This is a genomic window from Pseudomonas sp. CC6-YY-74 (assembly GCF_002025205.1).
Lineage (GTDB): Bacteria > Pseudomonadota > Gammaproteobacteria > Pseudomonadales > Pseudomonadaceae > Aquipseudomonas > Aquipseudomonas paeninsulae.
Genome location: NZ_CP019947.1, coordinates 2,985,766 through 3,008,293 on the forward strand (window position 1 = coordinate 2,985,766; position 22,528 = coordinate 3,008,293).

Consider the following 22,528-nt stretch of genomic DNA (forward strand, 5'->3'; position numbering starts at 1 on the left):
ACGCCACGGCTAGAATAGCCACCATCCACAGGCCGGCCGAGAACCGCAGTGTTTTCCCACGGCCTGATCCCTCGAGGTTCCTATGTCCAGCCGCCTGAGTCCCGATGATCAAAAGCTCGTCGACCAGTACCTGAGTGCCCCGCAACATCAAGTCGAACGTCAACCTTTCAAGGTGTGGCGCTTGCTCCTGATCATTGTCGGCGTGGTGATCGCCCTAGGCCTGCTGAGCCGTCTTCTGAGTCGCCTGGTGCTATGAGCTGCTTCGCGCTCGCCCAGCCAGACTTGCCGAATTTTTTTCCAAGCCTTGTGAGAGTGATCCATGTCCCATCGAATCCTGATCGTCGGCGGCGGTGCCGGCGGCCTGGAGCTTGCTACCCGCCTGGGTAGAACTCTGGGTAAACGCGGTAAAGCCAAAGTCACCCTGATCGACGCCAACCTGACGCATATCTGGAAACCGCTGCTGCATGAGGTGGCCGCCGGCTCGTTGAATTCTTCGGAAGACGAGTTGAACTACGTGGCCCAGGCCAAGTGGAATCACTTCGAGTTCCAGCTCGGGCGCATGACCGGGCTCGACCGGGCCGAGCAGCGCATCACCCTCAGCACGACGCTCGACGAGCGCGGCGAGATGCTGGTGCCCGAGCGGCAACTGGGCTACGACAGCCTGGTGATCGCGGTCGGCAGCACCACCAACGATTTCGGCACCGCTGGCGCCGCCGAACACTGCCTGTTTCTCGACACCCGCGAACAGGCCGAGCGCTTCCATAGCCAATTGCTCAGCCACTATTTACGCGCCCACGCCAGCCAGAGCGATACCACCGAGCAGATCAGCGTGGCGATCGTCGGTGCTGGCGCCACGGGCGTGGAACTGGCCGCCGAACTGCACCATGCGGCGCATCAATTGGCGGCCTATGGACTGGACAGCATCCACCCGGAAAACATGCGCATCACCCTGATCGAAGCCGGACCCCGGGTGCTACCCGCACTGCCGGAGCGGATCGGCAAACCGGTGCACAAGACCCTGGAAAACCTCGGCGTGACGGTCATGACCAACGCCTCGGTCAGCCAGGTGACCCGCGACGCCCTGCACACCGCCCAAGGCGACATCATCACCGCCAGCATCAAGGTCTGGGCCGCGGGGATTCGCGCGCCCGGCTTCCTCAAGGACCTCGACGGCCTGGAAAGCAACCGGATCAACCAGCTACAGGTGCGCCCTACCCTGCAAACCACCCGCGACGACAATATCTTCGCCTTCGGCGACTGCGCCGCCTGCCCGCAACCCGGCAGCGAAGGCCGCAATGTGCCGCCACGCGCCCAGGCCGCTCACCAGCAGGCTTCGCTGCTGGCCAAGTCGCTGAAACTGCGCATCGACGACCAAGCCCAGACCCTGCCGGAATACCGCTACCGCGATTACGGTTCGTTGATCTCGCTGTCGACCTTTTCGGCGATCGGCAACCTGATGGGCAACCTCACCGGCAGCGTGATGCTCGAAGGTTGGCTGGCGCGGGTGTTCTATGTCTCGCTCTACCGCATGCACCAAATGGCGCTGTACGGCCCGCTGCGCACCCTGCTGCTGATGCTCAGCGACCGCATCGGCCGCAGCACCGAGCCTCGCCTGAAACTGCACTGAGCGATATACGGGACGCAGGGGCAGATGCATTCGCTGGCCCTGCGCTCCCGTATGGTGTTACTCGCCGCAGGCAGTGCACCATTGGTTTTATCGGCGCAGCACAAATGCTGGCGGGCTGTCGCTGCGCTCCGAGGCCGCCCTACATACGGACCGCCGAATCTGGGGCCATCCACAACCCGCAGGGTGTCGCTCGCCGCAGGCAGTGCACCATTGGTTTAATCGGCGCGGCACAAAAGCTGGCGGGCTGTCGCGGCGCTCCGAGGCCGCCCTACATACGGACCGCCGAATCTGGGGCCATCCACAACCCGCAGGGTGTCGCTCGCCGCAGGCAGTGCACCATTGGTTCAATCGGCGCGGCACAAAAGCTGGCGGGTTGTCGCTGCGCTCCGAACGGATCGCCACCTCAAGCCTGCTATCGTCGCGAGACCGACTACAAATCACGCGCATAAAAAAAGCGCCCCGGGGGGCGCTTCTTTTATGGTTGCTGATGAACATCTCATCGCAACCTTAAGATTCAACGCTGCAAACAGCTGCAGGTGAAAATGGTGGGTCGTGTGGGATTCGAACCTACGACCAATTGGTTAAAAGCCAACTGCTCTACCAACTGAGCTAACGACCCAAAAATGGTCGGGGTAGGGGGATTCGAACTCCCGACATCCTGCTCCCAAAGCAGGCGCGCTACCGGACTGCGCTATACCCCGATTGAAAGATTGGCTCCGCGACCAGGACTCGAACCTGGGACCCAATGATTAACAGTCATTTGCTCTACCGACTGAGCTATCGCGGAACTTCGTGCTTTCAGGTCTCTTCTACTAGGCTTTGGCGTGAACCTATTCCCGTGTCTGAGGCGCGCCATTTTACGTTTCCGCGGCCGCCTGTCAACCCCTTAAATTGCTTTTATGACAATGCTTTGCACGTGGCTGATGGCCTGCTATATCTTCATTGAGTGTGCTCCGCGCAGGATGCGCTAGCCACAAGGCCTCAATCAGGAACGTCCATGAGCAACCAGGACATACCACCAAGCACGCAAAAACCAGCGCCAACCCTTGCCAGCCGTGGCATCCAGCCTCGTTTTGGCGAGCTGGTGCAAAGCAGTCGCAAGCTGGTGATGAACCGGCTGGCGGAGCAACTGACGGGCGTTTTCGCTCAGGTCGATGACACTTTGTTCGAGTGCGCGGAAAAAGCCGAGAATAATCAGGTGCAAACCCTGTTCTTCGACAGCATGCGCGAGATTCGCAAACAGCGATCGCTGATCGAGCGAAGCTACCACCAGAAAATCTCGCAGAATTTCTCCGACTTTCTTGATGGCAAGCTCAAACCTGTGCCCAGCACCGCTGAACTGGATGCCGAACAGCTCGCTCTGGTACAGAACGAGGAGTATGAGGAAAGCCTGCTGATCACCACCATGGTCAACCAGGTCAAATCACGCTGCGCGCAACAGCTATTTGCCCTGGAGCAACGCCTGGTCCTGCTCAGCAATGGGCAACAACTGGGCGAGGAGAACAATCCCTTCGGCCCGCAAATGATTGCTCTAGCTTTTCGTCAGGCCTTGGCGCCCAGCCCGTTTCCGCTGCGGATCAAAGCCATCCTCTACAGCTTGTTCGACAAGCACGTGATGCTCAGTCTGGACACTATATATAGCGCACTGAATCAGCGACTGGTGGACGCGGGCGTACTGCCCAACCTCAAATACAGCGCCCAGCGCGTCGCCAACCCAGAGCGACCAAGCAGAACCGAGAACACGCCCGACGCCAGGGAGGAGCTGCCGGCGGACAGCAATCCCCAGGCCACCGCCAGCCCCTCGACCAACGCGACTCACCGCTCAGCCCCGGCACAGCCGCTCGATCTCGATGGCCCGCCCCCCAGCAATCCGCTAGCGCTGCTACAGGGCCTGACCGCCCTGCTTGGCGAACATCGCCAACGCAATATTGACGCCCCCCTGCTCGGCGGCACCCGCAGTATCGCCAGCTATGCCCCGCGCGATGCCACCAGCACTTACAGCGCCAGCGATTTGCTCGACGCCCTCAACCACATGCAACGTCAGGCTGCCGATGAACTGGCGCAGCGCCTACAGCATCCACAGCAGGTCGAAGGCTTGAAAGCCGATTTGCAGCGACAACTGGAGACCTCCAGTCAGCACCCGGGCCAACAGAAACTGGCGGACCAGGAAGCCGATGTGATCGACCTGGTCGGCATGCTGTTCGACTTCGTCCTCGACGACACCTGTCTGAACGACAGCTACAAGAGCCTCCTCTCCCACCTGCACACCCCTTATCTGAAAGTGGCGTTGCAAGACAAGGCACTGTTCACCCAACACAAGCACCCGGCGCGACGCCTGCTCAACAGCATGGCCCAGGCTGGCGTGCTCTATGGCGGCGAAACCAATGAACCCGCCCTGCTGGCCAAGATGCAATGGGTGGTGGAGCGGGTGGTCGGTGCAGTCAGCGGCGATCAATCGCTGTTCGAGGCGCTACTCGAGCAGTTTGACGAATACACCGCCACCCTCAAGCACAAGGTCGAACTGCGCGAACACCGCGCCGTGGAAGCCGCCAAGGGCCGCGACAAACTGCTGGGCGCCCGCCAGCAGGCCGTCAACGTGATTGCCCGCAGCCTGAACCAACGCCAGACGCCAGGGATCATTCGCAGCTTCCTTAAACTGACCTGGGCCGATGTTCTGGTCTTCGTCCTGCTCCGCCATGGCGAGAACAGCAGGGAATGGCAACGCGCCTGTGAAGTGGCTGAACAACTGGCCTGGAGCGGCACACCACTTGATGAAAGCGGCCGCCAGCAACTGCAAGGGCTGCGCGTGGCGCTGCTGGATGATTTGCGCAAAGGCCTGCAACTGCTCGGTGGCTACCACGACGACGGCATTCGCCGTTTGCTGCAGGACCTGGTCGCCTGCCAGTACGCTGCACAAGCCAAGCAACCGCAACTCGCCGACACCTTCGCGCCGCAGCTGCCGCCGAGCACACTCGGCGCCATGCTCGGCGAGGACGCCATGCTCGCTTCCCTGGCGCCGCGCGAATCCGGCCTGTCTGCACGCGCACAGACATTCGCCCAGGAGCTGATGCAAATCCAGTTCGGCACCTGGTTCGAATTCCTCACGGACAACCAACCCCACCTGCTCAAGCTCTCCTGGTTCAGTCCGACCACGCGCAATTACATGTTTGTCGATCACAGTGGCCAGCGGGCGGCGATCAAACCCCTGACCCTACTGGCCACTGAAATGGAACAGGGCCTGGCCCGCATCGTTCCGCCCGAAAGCGATGCGCCACTGGTGGATCGCGCCCTCAATGCCATTTATCGTGCACTGCAGCGCTTTAGCGGCCACACGAGCAAACCCACCAACCCACGCTAACCCGCCAAGGAGCCTCCATGGAAGATCGTCGCCAGCACAGCCGTCACAGTACCGAACTGCAGCTGGAAGTCTTCGAACTGCATACCGGACAGCGCCTCGGCCGTGTGGCAGACCTCTCTGCCGACGGCTTCATGCTGTTCAGCGACAAGCCGCACCTCGCGGATAACCTGGTCGAATGCCGCTTGGTCAGCGAGCAGGTGATCGACGGGGTCGGCGAGATCCAGTTAAGCGCCGACTGTTTATGGAGCCGCCCCGGCGCCGATGGCCAACACTGCTGGGCCGGTTTTCATATCATTGACCTAGAACCAGACCAGGCCGCAGCACTGGACATGCTGCTCAAGCATCTTTAAGCGCTAGCCGATCATGCCGATGACCCAGTGATCCAGTGATCCAGTGATCCAGTGATCCGTAGGATGGTGCGGGTCGCGTAGGCCGAGCGCACCCTACGAAAGCCGTACCTAGTTACTCGCGACCACGCATGAGAGCTGTCGCACCGTATAAAAAACGCCCCGCACAGCCTGGCCGTGCGGGGCGTTGTTATTGCAGCAGGCTTAGACGAAGACGATTTCGTCGTTTTCGACTGTGCCATTGACGGTGCTGCCAGGGCCGAACTTGCCGGCGAGGATCAACTGCGCCAGCGGGTTTTCGATCCAGCGCTGAATCGCCCGCTTCAGCGGCCGCGCGCCGTAGACCGGGTCGTAACCGATGGCAACCAGCTTGTCCAAGGCCTCGTCGCTCAGCTCCAGGCTCAGCTCGCGCTCAGCCAGACGCAGGCGCAAGCGGCTCAGCTGGATTTTCGCGATGCCAGCGATCTGCTCGCGGGCCAGTGGCTCGAACACCACCACTTCATCGATACGGTTGACGAACTCCGGACGGAAATGCGTGTTCACTGCATCCATCACCGCAGCTAGCTGCGCCTCGCGGTCACCGACCAGCTCCTGGATTTGCGCTGAGCCCAGGTTGGAGGTCATCACGATCACGGTGTTCTTGAAGTCGACGGTGCGCCCATGACTGTCGGTCAGGCGACCGTCTTCCATGACCTGCAGCAGAATGTTGAACACATCCGGGTGAGCTTTCTCCACCTCGTCAAGCAGCACCACCGAGTAGGGCTTGCGGCGTACCGCCTCGGTCAGGTAACCGCCCTCTTCGTAGCCGACGTAGCCTGGCGGCGCACCGATCAGCCGCGACACGGAATGTTTCTCCATGAACTCGGACATGTCGATGCGCACCAGCGCCTCCTCGGTGTCGAAGAGGAACTCGGCCAAGGCCTTGCACAGCTCGGTCTTGCCCACCCCGGTCGGGCCGAGGAACAGGAAGGAGCCGCTGGGCCGATTTGGATCGGACAACCCGGCGCGGGATCGGCGTACCGCATTGGCCACGGCGACCACCGCTTCGTTCTGGCCGATCACCCGCTGGTGCAGCAGGCCTTCCATCTTCAGCAGCTTGTCGCGCTCGCCTTCGAGCATCTTCGATACCGGGATGCCGGTCCACTTGGACACCACCTCGGCAATTTCTTCCTCGGTGACCTTGCTGCGCAGCAGCTGGTTCTCGGTCTTGCCGTGCTGGTCGACCATCTGCAGGCTGCGCTCCAGATCCGGAATGATGCCGTACTGCAGTTCGGCCATGCGGCTGAGATCGCCCTTGCGCCGCGCGGCCTCAAGCTCCTGGCGCGACTGCTCGATTTTCTGCTGGATCTGCGCGGAGCCTTGCACCTCGGCCTTTTCCGCCTTCCAGATCTCTTCAAGATCGGCGTACTCGCGCTCCAGCCGGGCGATGTCTTCCTTGAGTTTTTCCAGGCGCTTGATCGCCGCCTCGTCGTCCTCTTTCTTCAACGCCTGGGCTTCGACTTTGAGCTGGATCAGCCGGCGCTCCAAACGGTCGAGCACTTCCGGCTTGGAGTCGATCTCCATGCGGATACGACTGGCGGCCTCGTCGATCAGGTCGATGGCCTTGTCCGGCAGCTGGCGGTCGGTGATGTAGCGGTGGCTGAGCTTGGCCGCGGCGATGATCGCACCGTCGGTGATCGCCACCTTGTGGTGCACCTCGTAACGCTCCTTGAGGCCACGCAGGATGGCGATGGTGTCTTCCTCGCTCGGCTCATCCACTAGCACCTTCTGGAAGCGTCGCTCCAGAGCGGCGTCCTTCTCGATGTACTGACGGTACTCGTTGAGGGTGGTGGCGCCGACGCAGTGCAGTTCGCCACGCGCCAAGGCCGGCTTGAGCATATTGCCGGCGTCCATCGAGCCCTCGGCCTTGCCGGCGCCAACCATGGTGTGGATTTCGTCGATAAACAGGATGATCCGCCCTTCCTGCTTGCCCAGTTCGTTGAGCACCGCCTTCAGGCGCTCCTCAAACTCACCGCGGAATTTCGCCCCGGCAATCAGCGCGCCCATGTCCAGCGACAGCACGCGCTTGTCCTTCAGGCCATCCGGTACCTCGCCGTTGACGATACGCTGGGCCAGGCCTTCGACAATCGCGGTCTTGCCCACGCCCGGCTCGCCGATCAGCACCGGATTGTTCTTGGTGCGGCGCTGCAACACCTGGATGGTGCGGCGGATCTCGTCGTCACGGCCGATCACCGGATCCAGCTTGCCCTCTTCGGCGAGCTTGGTCAGGTCGACGGTGTATTTATCCAGAGCCTGACGAGCTTCCTCGGCATTCGGGTCGTTCACCGCGTCGCCGCCGCGCAGGTTGCTGATAGCGTTTTCCAGGGCTTTCTTGCTCACGCCCTGGCCGAGCAGCAACTTGCCCAGTTTGGTGCCATCGTCTAGGGCAGCCAACAGCACCAACTCACTGGAGATGAACTGGTCACCCTTCTGCTGGGACAGGCGATCGGCCTGATTGAGCAGGCGCGCCAGATCCTGGGACAGGTTGATATCACCGGTAGGGTTCTGAATCTTGCCCAGACGATCGAGCTCCTGACTCAACCCCTGGCGCAGGTTGTTGACGTCGAAGCCAACCTGCCTCAGCAGCGGCTTGATCGAACCGCCCTGCTGGTCGAGCAACGCCTGCATCAGGTGCAGCGGCTCGATAGCGGCATGATCGAGGCCGACGGCCAGTGATTGGGCGTCGGATAAGGCAAGTTGCAGCTTGCTGGTTAAACGGTCGATTCGCATTGCGTCATCCTTCCTTTAAGAGCAGGCCGGCGCGATGGACACCCCTATATTGAAAGCCTGCCGAGATGAAGACTAGATGAGGTCGATTGTGCGAGTTTCAAGCGCGCAAGCGTTGATCTGGGTCATGCCGAGCACACTCAGGCGTTCGCGTGGAGCGCAGCGACAAGCCCGCCAGTTATGTGCCGCGCCCACGAGCCGCGGCGCACTGGCTGCGGCGAGTGACACCCTAGAGAGAAAGGATCAGCTGACCAGCCAGATCAACGAAGCGAAGCGACCGGTACGGGCGGCGCGGCGGTAGGAGTAGAAGCGCGGGTCGCTATAGGTGCACAAGCCGCCGCCGAAGACGGCCGTAACCCCTCGCGCCGCCAGGCGGATCCGCGCCAACTGATAGATATCGGCCATATAACGATCCGGGTTGACGCTGGCAACGAAGGCTTCGGCTGCCTGCGGGTGCACGGCCATGAACGCTTCGCGCACCTCGGCGCCGACTTCGAAGGCTTGCGGGCCAATCGCTGGCCCGAGCCAGACCAGTACGTCCTCCGACTGCACAGCCAGCGCATCCAGCGTCGCCTCCAGCACGCCGCCAGCCAGCCCACGCCACCCCGCATGGGCGGCGGCGACCCGACTGCCGGCACGATCACAAAACAGCACTGGCAGACAATCGGCGGTCATCACGGTACAGGCGACCCCCGGCGTGGTGGTCCAACTGGCATCGGCTTCGGCTACTTCACCCGGCTCGGCAGGCACGACGGCAACGCCATGCACCTGACGCAACCAGGCCGGCTTGCAGCCCAGCTGGCTGATCAGGCGCTGGCGGTTCTTGATCACGGCAACAGGGTCGTCCTCGACATGCTCGCCGAGATTGAAGCTGTCGAACGGCGCGGCGCTGAGACCACCGCTGCGCGTCGTGATACAGGCCTTGACCCAGGCGGGCGCAGGCCAATCTGGCGTCAACCAGTCATGGGCCCAGCTGCTCACCCAATAAACGCCTCGCGATCCTGACGCAATAGCGTCAGCAACCAGACGAAATCATCCGGCAGCGGCGACTGCCACTTCATCCGTTTCCCGGTAATCGGGTGATCCAGTTCGAGGAAGCGCGCATGCAGGGCCTGACGCGGGAACTCCTTGAGGCTCTGCACCATGGTCAGGCTGGCCGCAGGCGGAATGCGGAAACGCCCACCGTAGACCGGGTCGCCGACCAGCGGATAACCGACATGGCTCATGTGCACGCGAATCTGGTGAGTACGCCCGGTTTCCAGCTTGACCCGCGCATGGGTGTGCGAGCGGAAGCGCTCCAGCACCCGGTAATGGCTGACCGCCGGCTTGCCGCCGTCGCTGACGGCCATACGCTGGCGCTGCGCCGAACTGCGGCCAATGGGCGCGTTGATCTTGCCGCCGGCGGTGATCACGCCGATCACGATGCACTCGTAGATCCGGCTGACCGTACGCTTCTGCAGTTGATCGACCAGGCGCGTCTGCGCCTCAATGGTCTTGGCCACCACCATCAGTCCGGTGGTGTCCTTGTCCAGGCGATGAACGATGCCGCAACGCGGCACGTTGACGATATCCGGCACGTGGTGCAGCAAGGCGTTGAGCAGAGTGCCATCGGCATGCCCCGCGGCCGGATGCACCACCAGCCCCGCCGGCTTATTGATCACCAGTATCTGGTCGTCCTCAAAGACGATGTCCAGGGCGATATCCTGGGCGATCCACTCGCCCTGAGCCTCCTGCTCGGCGCGCAGCGCCAGTAACGCTCCGCCATGCACGATGTCACGCGGGCGTACCACGGCACCATCGACAGTCAGCAGCCCCTCTTTGATCCAGGCAGACAGGCGCGAACGCGAGTGCTCGGCGAACAGTTGGGCGGCGACTTGGTCGAGGCGTTGACCGCCCATATCAATGGGCACCTCGGCGTTCAGTTCAATGGTCTGCTTATTAATAGAGGACATGCTCGGCAACAGTGGGGGACCTGAGGGTCGGTTGATGGTTCATTGCACGCCGCATTGCCGTGGCCAATCAGGCCAGGCAAGGCGTGGGACATCGCTGAATGGTCGCTAACTTGGCACGACCCGCACTACGACCTGGCTGCTTTTGCCGCACAACCCCAAGGGCTGCGGTGAAAATGCAACGTCAACAGGCCCTACTTTTGGTTTCGGCTACGCGCTTGTGGTTAAATACGGCGTCTTTGCCCCAGGGTCACCGGGGGCGCTCATCATAACAGGACGGCTTTGCTCAAGACAGCCGCCGTCACAGGGACGCAAGCCGCCATGCAAGTGAGACACCTGCTGCTGATCGCCATCCTCGCCCTTACCGCTGCCTGCTCGTCCAAAGACGTACTCGACGAGAACCTGAGCGAGACCGAGCTGTACCAGCAGGCTCAAAGCGATCTGGACAACAAGAGCTACACCAGTGCGGTGACCAAGCTCAAGGCTCTGGAGTCGCGTTATCCGTTCGGCCGTTATGCCGAACAAGCCCAGCTGGAGCTGATCTACGCTTACTACAAGAATGCCGAGCCGGAAGCTTCGAGATCCGCCGCCGAGCGCTTCATCCGCCTGCATCCGCAGCATCCGAACGTCGACTACGCCTATTACGTCAAGGGCCTGGCTTCTTTCGACCAGGACCGTGGCCTGATCGCCCGCTTCCTACCGCTGGACATGACCAAGCGCGACCCCGGTGCCGCTCGCGACTCCTACAACGAGTTCGCCCAGCTCACCAGCCGCTATCCGAACAGCCGGTACTCGCCGGATGCCAAGCAGCGCATGATCTACCTGCGCAACCTGCTGGCCGCTTACGAAATCCATGTAGCTCACTACTACCTGACCCGTCAGGCTTATGTCGCCGCCGCCAACCGTGGCCGCTACGTGGTGGAAAACTTCCAGGAAACCCCGGCAGTCGGCGACGGCCTGGCGGTGATGACCGAGGCTTATCAGCGCCTGACCCTGGATGATCTGGCCGCGACCAGCCTGGAAACCCTCAAGCTCAACTACCCGGAGCACCCAAGCCTGGCCGGTGGCGAATTCGTGCCCCGTGAAGAAGAAGCCGACACCCGCTCCTGGCTGGCCAAGGCTACTCTCGGCCTGATCGAAAGCGACACGCCGCTGCCGCCGGGCGAAACCCGCGCCGGCCAGGACGTGATCCGCCAGTACGAAGACGCCGCGGAGGAGATCCCCGAAGAGCTGAAATCGGCAACCGCAGACGAACCCCGCCAGGAAACCCAGGGCCGCAAACGCTCCTGGTTCAGCTACATGACCTTCGGCCTGTTCGACTGAAAAACTGAACCGCCTAAACAGCGAGGTTCAGAGAAAATGCCGCGCACTTGAGACGAGTGCGCGGCATTTTTTATGGGCAAGATAAAATCGGGGATATCTGACGCCTGTGCAACCGAGCCCAAAGCTTACAGCAGCAACACCGCCTACTCCTTGTGCTCGCATCGGACGTCACGCGCCGCAGGCGGTGCACCAAGGCTCATCGGTGCGCCGCATATCTGGCGGGCTGTCGCTGCGCTCCGAGGCCGCCCTACAACCTCGAGCAAGCCGCAACACCGTAGGGTGTACTCGCCGCAGGCAGTGCACCAAGGCTCATCGGCGCAGCGCATATCCGGCGGAATGTCGCTGCACTCCGAGCAGATCGCCGCCCGAGCCGCCCTACCTCCAATCGGAACGCGGGCCTGCCTTTGCACCTCAATCGCCAATCTGCCAACCCGAGGTGATCGGGTAGCGCCGGTCGCGACCGAAGCCGCGCTGGGTGACCCGCACGCCGACTGCGGCCTGGCGGCGTTTGTACTCGTTGAGATCGACCAGGCGCAGCACGCGCTTGACCGTATCCGCATCGAAGCCCTCGGCGATGATCGCATCAGCCGACAGGTCGTACTCGATGTACAGCTTGAGGATCTCGTCGAGCACCGGGTACGGCGGCAGCGAATCTTCGTCCTGCTGATCCGGCGCCAGTTCGGCTGAAGGCGGCCGGTCGATGACCCGCTGCGGAATCACCACCCCCCGGCTGTTGCGGTACTCGCAGAGGCGGAACACCAGGGTCTTGGGCACATCCTTGAGCACATCGAAACCGCCGGCCATGTCGCCATAGAGGGTGGCGTAGCCGACCGCCATTTCGCTCTTGTTACCGGTGGTCAGCACCAGGTAGCCCTGCTTGTTGGAGAGGGCCATCAACAGCGTGCCACGGCAGCGTGCCTGCAGGTTTTCCTCGGTGGCATCGCGGGCCAGGCCCTTGAACACCGGGGCCAGGGTGCCCATGAACGCTTCGACCATGGGCCCGATCGGCAGCACCCGATAAGTCACGCCCAGCGCACGGGCTTCGAGCTCGGCGTCCTCCAGGCTGATCTGCGCGGTGTAGCGGTACGGCATCATCACCGCTTCTACCCGTTTGGCGCCCAGCGCATCGACCGCCACCGCCAGGGTCAGGGCCGCGTCGATGCCGCCGGACAGCCCGATGAGCACGCCCTTGAAGCCGTTTTTGCCCACATAGTCGCGCACGCCCACGACCAGAGCCTGATACACGCTGGCTTCCAGCTCCGGCAAGGGCACGCAGTTGGCCGGCCGCGGGCTGACTCGCTCGCCATCGCACACCAGGTCAACCGGGTACAGGCCCTCGGCGAAGGCGGCCATGCGCTGACAGACCTGGCCGTCAGCATCGACCACGCAGCTGCCACCGTCGAATACCAGCTCGTCCTGGCCGCCAACCTGGTTGACGTAGACAATCGGCATCGCCCCTTCGCGCGCACGCTCGGCAAGTGCTTCCTCGCGCTCGCGCTGCTTGTCGAGGTGGAACGGCGAGGCGTTCAGGCTCAGCATCACTTGCGCCCCGGCGGCACGGGCCTGCGCCATCGGCTCGGCGAACCAGATGTCCTCGCAGATGCTCAGCGCCACGACCACGCCCTTGATGTCGACCACGCAGGGCTGGTTGCCGGGCTCGAAATAGCGCTTTTCGTCGAACACCCGGTAATTCGGCAATTTTTGTTTGTAGTAGCTGGCCAGCAGTTGGCCGTCGGCGATCACCGCGCAGGCGTTGTAGCGCAGTTCATCCTCCAGCCAGGGATAGCCAACCACCAGATAGATGCCGCTGACGTCGTCCTGCAGGCGCTGCAAGCCCTGCTCGATGCGCCGCTGCATGCTCGAACGCAGCAGCAGATCCTCTGGCGGATAGCCGCAAAGCGCCAACTCGGGGAACACAATGACATCCGCCAGCCACTGATCACGGGCGTTGCATGCCGCCTCAATGATGCTCTCGACGTTGTCGTGCACATCACCCGCACGCAAATTCAACTGGGCCATCACGACCCGCAGGGTTTGGCTCATGACTGCCTCCACCTCATAAGTGCCACTTTCGACTGCACCCGGCGGCTCAGTCGTAACATTGCATCGTCCATTCCTCAGCATAGGGTTTAATCGGCGGGTAAGCATGTCGCGAGCGCAACCACAGACGCAGCACCTGATTATCTACAAACCCCAAGCCGCAAGGAGAACCGTCCGACCTGGGGGTAGTCCGCGATCCGTAAGGTGTCACTCGCCGGCAGTGCACCGTAGTTGATCGGTGCGGCGTACATCTGGCGGGCTGTCACTGCGCTCCGAGGCCGCCCTACCCGCAGGCAGCGCGCCATTCGATGGTTCCCACACTCTGCGTGGCAACCCCGGCCAGGACGCTCTGCCGGGACGCGGAGCGTCTCGGGTGGCATGCCCACGCGGAGCGTGGGAACGATCAACGCGGTGTCTGCCGCTTTTGTAGGAGGGCCGACCCCGGCGCGATGCTCTTGATTGTTGGGCGGACGTTATGGATGAGGGGAATGCCGCAAAGCCCGTCAGGAACGGGCGCGGTCCTCCTACAGGGGCGCGCGGTTTCGATGGTTGCCAACCAGGAAGCAGAATAGCCGCTGTGCTGACGCCGCTTCCTTGGCTAAACTGCCAGGCTTTCCATCAATCTGCCTTTCCAACAAGAAGAGAGCGTTATGGGCCTGTTCCGCCTGCTGTTCTGGATAGCCATTATCGCCGCCGCCTTCTGGCTCTGGCGGCGCTTTACCCGCCCCGCGCGGCGCTCCGGGCCAAACCGGCCAGACCCCGCGCCCATGGTCCGTTGCGCCCATTGCGGGGTTTATCTGCCCCGCGAAGAGGCACTGACCAGGGCCGACCAGTGGTATTGCAGCCAGGGCCATCTCGAGCAGGGCCCAAAAACCGGTGAGCGTTGAAGCGCTAGCGCTCACCGGTACCCAGGGCCGCCGCGTGCTGCGGCTCTACCACCTGTATCGTCTGACCATCGGTTTGGCCCTGGTCCTGTTGATTTCCAGCGACATGGACACACAGCTACTGAACCTGGCCCAGGTCGAGTTGTTCCGTTACGGCAGCTGGTTTTACCTGATCCTGAATATGCTGGTGGCCGTGCTGGTGCAGCGCCCCCGCAACGTGGTGCAGATCTTCAGCCTGGCCATGGTCGATGTGATCCTGCTGTCCGCCCTGTTCTATGCGGCCGGCGGCACGCCCAGCGGGATCGGCAACCTGCTGATCGTTGCGGTGGCCATCGCCAATATTCTGCTGCGCGGACGCATCGGCCTGCTGATCGCCGCTGTCGCCACCATCGGCCTGATCTACTTGACCTTCTACCTTAGCCTCAGTCGCCCGGAAGCCAGCGCGCAGTACGTGCAAGCTGGGGCGCTCGGCACTCTGTGTTTTGCCGCCGCCCTGCTCGTGCAAGGGCTGACCCGGCGCCTGCAAGACAGCGAAAGCCTGGCCGAACAGCGCGCGGCAGACGTCGCCAGCCTGGAAGCCCTGAACGCCCTGATCCTACAGCGCATGCGTACCGGCATCCTGGTGCTCGACGCGCAGCATCGGGTACTGCTGGCCAACCAGGGCGCACTGCACCTGCTCGGCCATGATGCACTGACCGGCAAGATCCTCGACCCGCACTGCCCCGAACTGGTCAAGCGCCTGCAGCAATGGTTGCACAACCCGACGTTACGCCCCTCGAGCCTGCAGGCCTTTGCCGATGGCCCGACACTACAACCGAGCTTTATCGCCCTGCAGCGCGGCGGCCAGCGGCACATCCTGGTGTTTCTCGATGACATCTCGCAGATTGCCCAGCAGGCCCAGCAGCTCAAGCTCGCCTCCCTCGGTCGCCTGACCGCCGGCATCGCCCATGAGATCCGCAACCCGCTCGGCGCGATCAGTCATGCCGCGCAACTGCTGCAGGAGTCGGAAGACCTACATGGCCCGGACCAGCGTCTGGCGCAAATCATTCAGGATCACTCGCGGCGGATGAACCTGGTGATCGAAAACGTCCTGCAGCTGTCGCGCCGACGCCAGGCCGAGCCGCAACTGCTGGACCTGAAATACTGGATGCACCGCTTCGCCAGCGAGTTCCGCAGCTCGGCTGCGCCTGGCCAGACACTCCACCTGGAGACCCAGAGCGGCACCGTGCAAACCCGCATGGACCCGCACCAACTCACCCAGGTACTGACCAATCTGGTACAAAACGGCCTGCGCTACAGCGCGCAGAACAACCCGCAGGGTCAGGTCTGGCTGAAACTGTTCCGCGATAAGAGCAGCGATCTGCCGGCGCTGGAAATACTCGACGACGGTCCTGGCGTGGCGCCCGAGCAACTGCAGCACATCTTCGAACCGTTCTTCACCACGGAAAACAAAGGCACCGGCCTCGGCCTGTATATTTCCCGCGAGCTGTGCGAAAGCAACCAGGCGCGACTCGACTACAAACCGCGCGAGGGCGGCGGCAGCTGCTTTCGTATCACCTTCGCCCATCCACGCAAACTGAGCTGACCATGACCCGCCAGAGAGCCCTGATCGTCGACGATGAGCCCGATATCCGCGAACTCCTGGAAATCACCCTAGGCCGCATGAAGCTCGACACCCGCAGCGCCCGCAACGTCAAGGAAGCGCGCGAATGGCTGGCCAAGGAGCCGTTCGACCTGTGCCTGACCGACATGCGCCTGCCCGATGGCACCGGCCTGGACCTGGTGCAGCATATCCTGCAACGTCATCCGCAGGTGCCGGTGGCCATGATCACCGCCTACGGCAGCCTGGACACCGCGATCAACGCGCTGAAAGCCGGCGCCTTTGACTTCCTGACCAAGCCGGTCGACCTCGGCCGCCTGCGCGAACTGGTGGCCACCGCTCTGCGCCTGCGCTCGACGGACGGCGCAGAGCTGCCGGTCGATAGCCGCCTGCTCGGCGAGTCGCCGCCGATGAAGGCGCTGCGCAAACAGATCCTCAAACTCGCGCGCAGCCAGGCGCCGGTGTATATCAGCGGCGAGTCCGGCAGCGGCAAGGAACTGGTCGCTCGCCTGATCCACGAACAGGGCGGTCGCAGCGAACAGCCGTTCGTGCCGGTGAACTGCGGCGCGATCCCGTCGGAGCTGATGGAAAGCGAATTTTTCGGCCACAAGAAGGGTAGCTTCACCGGCGCTATCGAAGACAAGCAGGGGCTGTTTCAGGCGGCCAATGGCGGCACCCTGTTTCTCGACGAAGTCGCCGATCTGCCCTTGCCCATGCAGGTCAAGCTGCTGCGCTCGATTCAGGAGAAAGCCGTACGCGCGGTCGGCGGCCAACAGGAGCTGGTGGTCGATGTGCGCATTCTCTGCGCCACTCACAAAGACCTGGCCGCAGAGGTCGCCGCAGGACGCTTCCGTCAGGATCTCTACTACCGCCTGAACGTCATCGAACTGCGCGTGCCACCGTTGCGCGAGCGACGCGAAGACATCGCCCACCTGACCGAGGTCATGCTCAAGCGCCTGGCCGAAGGCCCCGGCCTGAGCCCGGTCAGACTGGACTCCGACGCGCTGGACAAACTCAAGAGCTATCGCTTCCCCGGCAACGTGCGCGAACTGGAGAACATGCTCGAGCGCGCCTACACCCTGTGCGAAGACGACCGCATCACCGCCAGTGACCTGCGCCTGGCCGACGCCTGTGGCTCCAGCGAAACCGGCGACGCCAGCCTGGCGCAGATCGACAACCTGGAAGACCACCTGGAAGACATCGAGCGCAAGCTGATCATGCAAGCCCTCGAAGAAACCCGCTGGAACCGCACCGCCGCCGCCCAACGCCTGGGCCTGAGCTTTCGCTCGATGCGCTACCGGCTGAAGAAACTGGGGATCGATTGAGCGAGCGATCCTGATGCTCTTGTAGGGTGTCACTCGCCGCAGGCAGTGCGCCATGGTTCATCGGCGCGGCGCAAATCCTGGCGGGTTGTCGCTGCGCTCCGAAGCCGCCCTACGGACAAACCGCAAAATTTTGAACAATCCGCACTCCATATCAGGGTGCCACTCGCCGTAGGCAGTGCACCTTGGTTCATCGGCGCAGCGCTAAGCTGGCAGGCTGTCGCCGCGCTCCGAGCGGAGCGCACCCCAGCAAGCTGCCGCCTAAATTCTCAACCCAAACGCCCTTCTGGCGCGTAAGGCGCCGGATCGATGATCGGTTCATTCCCGAGCAGCAGGTCTGTCAGCAATTGGCAGGAGGCCGGCGCCAGCACCAGGCCATTGCGGAAATGGCCGCAGTTCAACCAGAGGCCTGCATGCCCCGGCACCGGGCCGATAAAGGGCAGGCCTTTGGGTGACCCGGGGCGCAATCCTGCCCAATGGCCCACTACGTCGGCATCAGCCAACGCCGGCAACAGTCCGACCGCCGACGCCTTGAGGCTGGCCAGGGCTTCCTCGGTAGGCGTCTTGTCGAACCCCACATGCTCGAGGGTACTGCCAATCAGGATATGGCCATCACGCCGCGGAATCGCGTAACGCCCGTTGGCCAGCACGATACTGGTGAGGAAATCCTCGGCGCACTGGTAGAGGATCATCTGTCCCTTCACCGGCTCGACCGGCAACTCGATGCCCAGGCTGCGCAACAACTCGCCACTCCATGCCCCGGCGGCGACCACGACTTGATCGGCATGCATCTCCCCCAGCGAAGTATGCACGCCACAAATCCGCTCGCCTGCGCGGATAAACCCGGTTACCGCACACTGCTCATGCACGGTCACATTCGGCATTTGTGCAAGCGCCGCCCGCAAGGCCTTGACCAGCCGCGGGTTGCGCACATTGGCCACATCCGGCATGTGCAGCGCCTGCGAGAAGCCCTTGGCCAACGCCGGCACCGCTCGATACACCGCCTCGACAGGCACAGCCTGCATCGGCCGCTGCTCACGCGCGGCCCAGGCCAGGGGCGCGGCTTGCTCCTGATCGAGCCAGTACAGGCCGGTGACATACACCTCGGGATCGATGCCAGTGTCCTCGAGCAACTGCGCTCCCAGCTGCGGGTAGAAATCCTGCGACCAGTGCGCCAGCGCCGTCACCGCTGGGCTGTAACGCCAGGGATAAAGCGGCGAGACGATGCCGCCACCGGCCCAGGACGACTCCTGGCCAACCTGCTGGCGATCCAGCAACGTCACCTTCACGCCGTTAACGGCCAAGCCATAGACTGACAACAAACCTATAACGCCAGCACCGACAACAACTGTCTCTTTACTCACACTCCCTCCAATTCTGGGTAACACGGCTACTGCCATCGCCTTGACATACAGGCCTGCTGGACTAAAAGAATTCCTACGCCCGATTGTTGCCAGCAAGGCGCGATCTGTGGATATCGTCTGCGTCCACTACTGATCGGACGAGCAAGGTAAGACCGTAGACAGCCAGGATGGCTGCCCATAATACGTGCAAAGGAAGCGCAACATGCCCTGCAACCGACCTCAAGGTTTTACCCTGATCGAACTGCTGACCACCCTCGCCCTGATCGCCATCGCCAGCTCAATGGCCGTACCAGCCTTCGCCGAGCTGATCGCCAGCAACCGCCAGCAAACCCTGCGCGACCATGTACAGCACGCCATACAAAACGCCCGAGTAACTGCAATCATGCAGCGCAAGGCTGTCGAGTTATGCGGATCCAGCGACACCCGCACATGCAATGCAAACTGGGCAAATGGCTGGCTCACCCAGGTAATGGCAACACAAAATGTACTGAGTGTCGTGCAACTCCCTACCCCCGGCGAACTGCGCTGGAGTGGCTTTAGTAAAAGTATCCGCTTTCACGCCAACGGCACCACCGCAGCCAGCAACGGTCGTTTTTATCAATGCCACAAGCAAAAACTCGCCTGGCAATTGATCCTCAACCGGCAAGGACGACTGAGAGTCGGCAGCCCTGCGGAAAACTCAGCCGAGGCCGCGCGCTGCAGCGCCTGAATTGGCAACCGACGTAATGCCGGAGCATATGGCAACGCTTGGCTAGGAGCTCCATGCGGCCCCCGCACAACCCAACCAACCACACCGTCAACCGGCCATCCACTCAAAGATACCAGTGGTCCCGGCACTGCGGACAAAGTGCCAGCGCCATACCACTATCCGCTCAAGAATTTTGATGGAGCGCACCATGTCACGCCGTACCGACATGCTTGGATTCACCCTGATCGAACTGATGATCACGATCGCGTTGCTGGCGATTGTCATCGGCATTGCCATCCCAAATTTTACCGGGCTGATCCGCAACAATCAGCTCGAGGCACAAACGCAGTCACTCAACAGTCTGCTGCAGTTCGCACGCAGTGAGGCAGTGGTTAGACGCACCTCGATTCTCGTCACCAATAACAACAATGTTTGGACCATCAGCCTGGGCGGACAACCAATCCGCCAGGAAACATTCAATACCGCGCAAGCAACGATAACGACCGTGCCAAGTCCCGTGGCACTGACTTACTTTGCCAATGGCAGCGCAACGGCGCTGAACGTTATGGTCTGCCGCGACGCCAAGCCCGAAACCGCCTATCAAATTACCGTGCAACCCAGCGGAAGCACTCGCATCAACCCACGCGGCAAGGATGCAGATAACGTCGCGTTGACGGATTGCACGCTATGAACAATCAACTATTTAGCAATAAAGGCTTCAGTCTGATCGAAGTCATGGTGACCCTGGTGCTACTCACCATTGGCATGCTTGGATTGGTCGCAATGCAAGGCCGCAGCATTCAGTACACCCAAGACTCAGCACAGCGGAACAACGCGGCGATGCTCGCCACCGAACTGATGGAAATGATTCGCGCCAACCCCGATGACAGCAGCGAGTATCTCCTGACCGAACTACCCGCCAAAGATGACAATATTTCCTGTGACGGCTCAGCAACGACTGAGAACTCCGACGTTGAAAAGCAACTGAAGTGCTGGGCAAACAATGTACACCTGCTGTTACCCGATGCTGCGACCCTTAAAAGCGAATTCCATGCCTGCCGCTCCAAGACCCCAGGCACCTGCGCGGCGGGCTCCGCCATCGAAATCCAGCTCGCATGGCGCGCTGTCGGTGAAGGCTGCCTGGATGCCAACGCTGCCGCAAATGCAGACACCAGCATATGCCGCCTCAGCATCCGCGGAGAACTTTAAGCATGAACAAACAACATGGCATTTCCATCATCGAGTTGCTGGTTGCGCTTCTTATCAGCAGCTTTCTGATTTTGGGCATCACTCAGGTCTACCTGGACAACAAACAAAGCTATCTCTTTCAGCAAGGCCAGAGCAATAACATCGAAAATGGTCGTTTTGCCATTCTGCTGCTAGAGCAGGAGTTTGCCAAAACCGGCTACCGCAGACGCCCCGATGAAGAACCTGCTAACGCGTTCCCTAGCGCGCCGATACCGGGCTGCGGAACTTTCAACCCAGGCCAGGTGGTGCGCCGTGTCAGCGACACTAAATTCTGCCTGCGCTACCAACCCGCGTTTGCCAACGCCAGAACCTGCGAAGGCAACACAATAACCGGAATACCGCCCGAGCCTTATACGGATGCTGACGTCATAACCTCCGTCTATGAGCTGACCGTATCGGACACTGACAACACATCGCTCAATCTGACCTGCAGAAGCTATTCGGCCACAACGGCAACAGGTGTTGGCGCCCAACAAATCGCATCCAACATTACCGCCATGAGTTTCGAATACGGTTTCAATACCAATGAAGAAAAAATCGTATCCCGCTATGCCAAAGACCCTAGCGACAACGAAGTACGCGCTGTGAGATTTTCAACGCTTGTCTCCAGCAGCACCGAAATCACCAAAGAACCTAGCAGTGCCGTGTATACCTACTGGTTTGGCACAGAGCCAGGCGATAAGAAACTTTACAACATGCTATCGAGTAGCATCAGCATGAGGAACCGCATGCCATGAGAGCGAATAACTACAACATCCTCTCTCACAGAAACTGCCAGCAAGGCGTGACCCTGTTGCTAGCCCTGGTTTTCCTCTTGATTATTACTGTACTGGCTATTTCCAGCATGCGTGAGGTTGCACTTGAAGCGCGTATCACTGGCAATGTAGTTGAGAACAAACGCTTGATGGGCGAGGCCGAGTCAGCCCTGCGTGACGGAGAGCGCCGCACTGTCGAGCGCGGCCCCCAAGAACCCATGACGAATTGCACAGGCATTGACCCCAAAAAGCTTTGCCTGCTCGGTGACGACCCGACCTATTCAGTTAGCGCGGCAGATATGCAGATGTACTCACCCAACGACGGAACCACCCAGAAAAACAGTGCGGAGTGGTACGCATTGATTGCACCGGCTGGCGATAACCTGGGTCAAAGCGAAAACCCCGAATACGGCAACATGATGCTGGGCATTGGCATCTTCCGTTATGAAGTCAACGGTGTTGCAGAAAGCCAAAACATGAAAACAGCAATAAGATCCACAGTTGCCCTGAATTCAAAAGGCCGGATCGAAACCGAATAACCTACGTTGCGTATATAAAAAACATACGCAATGCTGTTTTCAGGGAGAAACTCATGAAAACGCTGAACACCACGTGCAAAACATTGCTTAGCGCCCTCGGCTTTACTGTTTACTTCAGCGGCATGCTCTCTGCGTCCGCCGCGACCCTGGATGTCAGCCAGAAACCGCTTATTCTCAGCGAAACCGTTGCGCCTAACCTAATTTTCACCCTGGATGACTCCGGCAGTATGCGCTGGGCGTTCGGACCAGATGATGCGGGCCGGGAGGCCAGCTCACTCAATATACGCAATACGCGTCGGGCCAAATCCTCTACAGAGAACCCGATGTATTACAACCCGAGCGTAACCTATCGGCTACCCGTAAAACTCAACACCGATGGCTCTACGCCAGCAACAGGTTATACCACCAGTTTTACCAACGCCTACCAAAATGGTTTCAAAACAGAACAAGGCACAGTTAACCTGAGCACTAGCTACAAGGTTTCCTGGAACTACAGCCCTGACGGAGCCATGAACTACTCCTATACCAATAGCACCAACTACTCTGCCCCAACTGGTCAAATTTACAATCTCGCACAGAACCAGAACCTGACTTCCGCCTCAATAGAACAGAGTCGCTCTCTCTGAGCAACGGTAATACCTCGGCTCCCATTACAGTCAACAACATCACCTTTACCATCAAACGAGTAAGCAACACCAACTGCACGGCAACCATCACA

19 protein-coding genes and 3 tRNA genes are annotated in these 22,528 nt (G+C 61.1%); 14 read left to right on the forward strand and 8 right to left on the reverse strand.

The genetic code is table 11. From position 1 onward, the window contains the following. Nucleotides 1-82: 82 nt before the first annotated feature. Nucleotides 83-256 (forward strand): DUF3094 family protein, encoded by a 174-nt coding sequence (locus tag B2D37_RS13635; protein WP_079203194.1) that lies wholly within the window; start codon nt 83-85, stop codon nt 254-256. A 63-nt stretch (nt 257-319) separates the two neighbouring features. After that, nucleotides 320-1,627 (forward strand): NAD(P)/FAD-dependent oxidoreductase, encoded by a 1,308-nt coding sequence (locus B2D37_RS13640; protein WP_079203195.1) that lies wholly within the window; start codon nt 320-322, stop codon nt 1,625-1,627. A 543-nt stretch (nt 1,628-2,170) separates the two neighbouring features. Here the strand turns inward: B2D37_RS13640 and B2D37_RS13645 are convergent. The 3 genes from B2D37_RS13645 to B2D37_RS13655 form a co-directional block, all read right to left on the reverse strand. Beyond that, a tRNA-Lys gene (locus tag B2D37_RS13645) sits at nt 2,171-2,246 on the reverse strand. Nucleotides 2,247-2,251: 5 nt separating this feature from the next. Next, nucleotides 2,252-2,328 (reverse strand) — tRNA-Pro (locus B2D37_RS13650). Nucleotides 2,329-2,338: 10 nt separating this feature from the next. Beyond that, nucleotides 2,339-2,414: transfer RNA gene (locus tag B2D37_RS13655), tRNA-Asn, on the reverse strand. Between the two features lie 210 nt (nt 2,415-2,624). Between B2D37_RS13655 and B2D37_RS13660 the strand changes: the two genes are divergently transcribed. Then, the gene (locus B2D37_RS13660; RefSeq protein WP_079203196.1) at nt 2,625-4,985 is read left to right on the forward strand and encodes a DUF1631 domain-containing protein; all 2,361 of its coding nucleotides are present in this window, start codon (nt 2,625-2,627) and stop codon (nt 4,983-4,985) included. 17 nt (nt 4,986-5,002) lie between these two features. Next, the gene (locus tag B2D37_RS13665; protein WP_079203197.1) at nt 5,003-5,335 is read left to right on the forward strand and encodes a PilZ domain-containing protein; all 333 of its coding nucleotides are present in this window, start codon (nt 5,003-5,005) and stop codon (nt 5,333-5,335) included. Nucleotides 5,336-5,536: 201 nt separating this feature from the next. Here the strand turns inward: B2D37_RS13665 and clpB are convergent, their stop codons facing one another. From clpB to rluD, 3 genes are all read right to left on the reverse strand, one after another. After that, nucleotides 5,537-8,101 carry an ATP-dependent chaperone ClpB gene (clpB, locus tag B2D37_RS13670; protein ID WP_079203198.1) on the reverse strand — a complete coding sequence of 855 codons (2,565 nt, stop codon included), beginning with the start codon at nt 8,099-8,101 and terminating at the stop codon, nt 5,537-5,539. A 240-nt stretch (nt 8,102-8,341) separates the two neighbouring features. Beyond that, complete coding sequence (pgeF, locus tag B2D37_RS13675) at nt 8,342-9,079, reverse strand: peptidoglycan editing factor PgeF (protein ID WP_079203199.1); 738 nt, start codon at nt 9,077-9,079, stop codon at nt 8,342-8,344. Further along, nucleotides 9,076-10,050 (reverse strand): 23S rRNA pseudouridine(1911/1915/1917) synthase RluD, encoded by a 975-nt coding sequence (gene rluD, locus B2D37_RS13680; protein WP_079203200.1) that lies wholly within the window; start codon nt 10,048-10,050, stop codon nt 9,076-9,078. The genes pgeF and rluD overlap by 4 nt, the downstream gene beginning before the upstream one ends. Before the next feature lie 318 nt (nt 10,051-10,368). Between rluD and B2D37_RS13685 the strand changes: the two genes are divergently transcribed. Next, nucleotides 10,369-11,370: an outer membrane protein assembly factor BamD gene (locus tag B2D37_RS13685; RefSeq protein ID WP_079203201.1), complete on the forward strand. Its 1,002-nt coding sequence runs from the start codon at nt 10,369-10,371 to the stop codon at nt 11,368-11,370. A gap of 411 nt (nt 11,371-11,781) precedes the next feature. Here the strand turns inward: B2D37_RS13685 and B2D37_RS13690 are convergent, their stop codons facing one another. Then, nucleotides 11,782-13,413, reverse strand: a complete 1,632-nt coding sequence (locus B2D37_RS13690; RefSeq protein ID WP_079203202.1) for an NAD+ synthase — start codon at nt 13,411-13,413, stop codon at nt 11,782-11,784. A 647-nt stretch (nt 13,414-14,060) separates the two neighbouring features. Here B2D37_RS13690 and B2D37_RS13695 point away from each other — a divergent pair. The 3 genes from B2D37_RS13695 to B2D37_RS13705 are packed head-to-tail and all read left to right on the forward strand — an operon-like array spanning nt 14,061 to nt 17,219. Continuing rightward, nucleotides 14,061-14,297, forward strand: coding sequence for a PP0621 family protein (locus B2D37_RS13695; protein ID WP_079203203.1), 237 nt, complete (start codon nt 14,061-14,063; stop codon nt 14,295-14,297). Next, nucleotides 14,287-15,879, forward strand: a complete 1,593-nt coding sequence (locus B2D37_RS13700; RefSeq protein ID WP_079203204.1) for a PAS domain-containing sensor histidine kinase — start codon at nt 14,287-14,289, stop codon at nt 15,877-15,879. The genes B2D37_RS13695 and B2D37_RS13700 overlap by 11 nt, the downstream gene beginning before the upstream one ends. Nucleotides 15,880-15,881: 2 nt before the next feature. Further along, complete coding sequence (locus B2D37_RS13705) at nt 15,882-17,219, forward strand: sigma-54 dependent transcriptional regulator (protein ID WP_079203205.1); 1,338 nt, start codon at nt 15,882-15,884, stop codon at nt 17,217-17,219. Between the two features lie 266 nt (nt 17,220-17,485). Here B2D37_RS13705 and thiO read toward each other — a convergent pair whose 3' ends face one another. After that, nucleotides 17,486-18,616 carry a glycine oxidase ThiO gene (gene thiO / locus B2D37_RS13710; protein ID WP_079203206.1) on the reverse strand — a complete coding sequence of 377 codons (1,131 nt, stop codon included), beginning with the start codon at nt 18,614-18,616 and terminating at the stop codon, nt 17,486-17,488. A gap of 166 nt (nt 18,617-18,782) precedes the next feature. On the opposite strand from thiO, the gene B2D37_RS13715 reads away from it, so the two are divergent. The 6 genes from B2D37_RS13715 (at nt 18,783) to B2D37_RS13740 (ending at nt 22,436) form a co-directional block, all read left to right on the forward strand. Then, entirely contained in the window at nt 18,783-19,289 is a 507-nt protein-coding gene (locus B2D37_RS13715; protein WP_079203207.1) for a GspH/FimT family pseudopilin, read from the forward strand. 187 nt (nt 19,290-19,476) lie between these two features. Then, on the forward strand, nt 19,477-19,959 hold the full coding sequence (locus B2D37_RS13720) for a GspH/FimT family pseudopilin (RefSeq protein ID WP_079203208.1): 483 nt from the start codon (nt 19,477-19,479) through the stop codon (nt 19,957-19,959). Next, nucleotides 19,956-20,477: a type IV pilus modification protein PilV gene (gene pilV / locus B2D37_RS13725; protein ID WP_079203209.1), complete on the forward strand. Its 522-nt coding sequence runs from the start codon at nt 19,956-19,958 to the stop codon at nt 20,475-20,477. The genes B2D37_RS13720 and pilV overlap by 4 nt, the downstream gene beginning before the upstream one ends. Before the next feature lie 2 nt (nt 20,478-20,479). Further along, complete coding sequence (locus B2D37_RS13730) at nt 20,480-21,253, forward strand: PilW family protein (protein WP_079203210.1); 774 nt, start codon at nt 20,480-20,482, stop codon at nt 21,251-21,253. Next, nucleotides 21,250-21,810, forward strand: a complete 561-nt coding sequence (locus tag B2D37_RS13735) for a PilX N-terminal domain-containing pilus assembly protein (RefSeq protein ID WP_079203211.1) — start codon at nt 21,250-21,252, stop codon at nt 21,808-21,810. The genes B2D37_RS13730 and B2D37_RS13735 overlap by 4 nt, the downstream gene beginning before the upstream one ends. Nucleotides 21,811-21,863: 53 nt before the next feature. After that, on the forward strand, nt 21,864-22,436 hold the full coding sequence (locus B2D37_RS13740) for a hypothetical protein (RefSeq protein ID WP_079203212.1): 573 nt from the start codon (nt 21,864-21,866) through the stop codon (nt 22,434-22,436). The last annotated feature ends 92 nt before the right edge of the window (nt 22,437-22,528 follow it).

Bases quoted from the DNA above. Each gene is read 5' to 3' on its own strand.
- B2D37_RS13685 (WP_079203201.1), top strand. From the start codon at position 10,369: ATGCAAGTGAGACACCTGCTGCTGATCGCCATCCTCGCCCTTACCGCT.
- B2D37_RS13705 (WP_079203205.1), top strand. From the start codon at position 15,882: ATGACCCGCCAGAGAGCCCTGATCGTCGACGATGAGCCCGATATCCGC.
- pilV (WP_079203209.1), top strand. From the start codon at position 19,956: ATGAACAATCAACTATTTAGCAATAAAGGCTTCAGTCTGATCGAAGTC.
- B2D37_RS13695 (WP_079203203.1), top strand. From the start codon at position 14,061: ATGGGCCTGTTCCGCCTGCTGTTCTGGATAGCCATTATCGCCGCCGCC.
- B2D37_RS13740 (WP_079203212.1), top strand. From the start codon at position 21,864: ATGAAAACGCTGAACACCACGTGCAAAACATTGCTTAGCGCCCTCGGC.
- B2D37_RS13660 (WP_079203196.1), top strand. From the start codon at position 2,625: ATGAGCAACCAGGACATACCACCAAGCACGCAAAAACCAGCGCCAACC.
- B2D37_RS13665 (WP_079203197.1), top strand. From the start codon at position 5,003: ATGGAAGATCGTCGCCAGCACAGCCGTCACAGTACCGAACTGCAGCTG.
- clpB (WP_079203198.1), bottom strand. From the start codon at position 8,101: ATGCGAATCGACCGTTTAACCAGCAAGCTGCAACTTGCCTTATCCGAC.
- B2D37_RS13715 (WP_079203207.1), top strand. From the start codon at position 18,783: ATGCCCTGCAACCGACCTCAAGGTTTTACCCTGATCGAACTGCTGACC.
- rluD (WP_079203200.1), bottom strand. From the start codon at position 10,050: ATGTCCTCTATTAATAAGCAGACCATTGAACTGAACGCCGAGGTGCCC.
- B2D37_RS13690 (WP_079203202.1), bottom strand. From the start codon at position 13,413: ATGAGCCAAACCCTGCGGGTCGTGATGGCCCAGTTGAATTTGCGTGCG.
- thiO (WP_079203206.1), bottom strand. From the start codon at position 18,616: ATGGCAGTAGCCGTGTTACCCAGAATTGGAGGGAGTGTGAGTAAAGAG.
- B2D37_RS13640 (WP_079203195.1), top strand. From the start codon at position 320: ATGTCCCATCGAATCCTGATCGTCGGCGGCGGTGCCGGCGGCCTGGAG.
- B2D37_RS13735 (WP_079203211.1), top strand. From the start codon at position 21,250: ATGAGAGCGAATAACTACAACATCCTCTCTCACAGAAACTGCCAGCAA.
- B2D37_RS13635 (WP_079203194.1), top strand. From the start codon at position 83: ATGTCCAGCCGCCTGAGTCCCGATGATCAAAAGCTCGTCGACCAGTAC.
- B2D37_RS13730 (WP_079203210.1), top strand. From the start codon at position 20,480: ATGAACAAACAACATGGCATTTCCATCATCGAGTTGCTGGTTGCGCTT.
- B2D37_RS13720 (WP_079203208.1), top strand. From the start codon at position 19,477: ATGTCACGCCGTACCGACATGCTTGGATTCACCCTGATCGAACTGATG.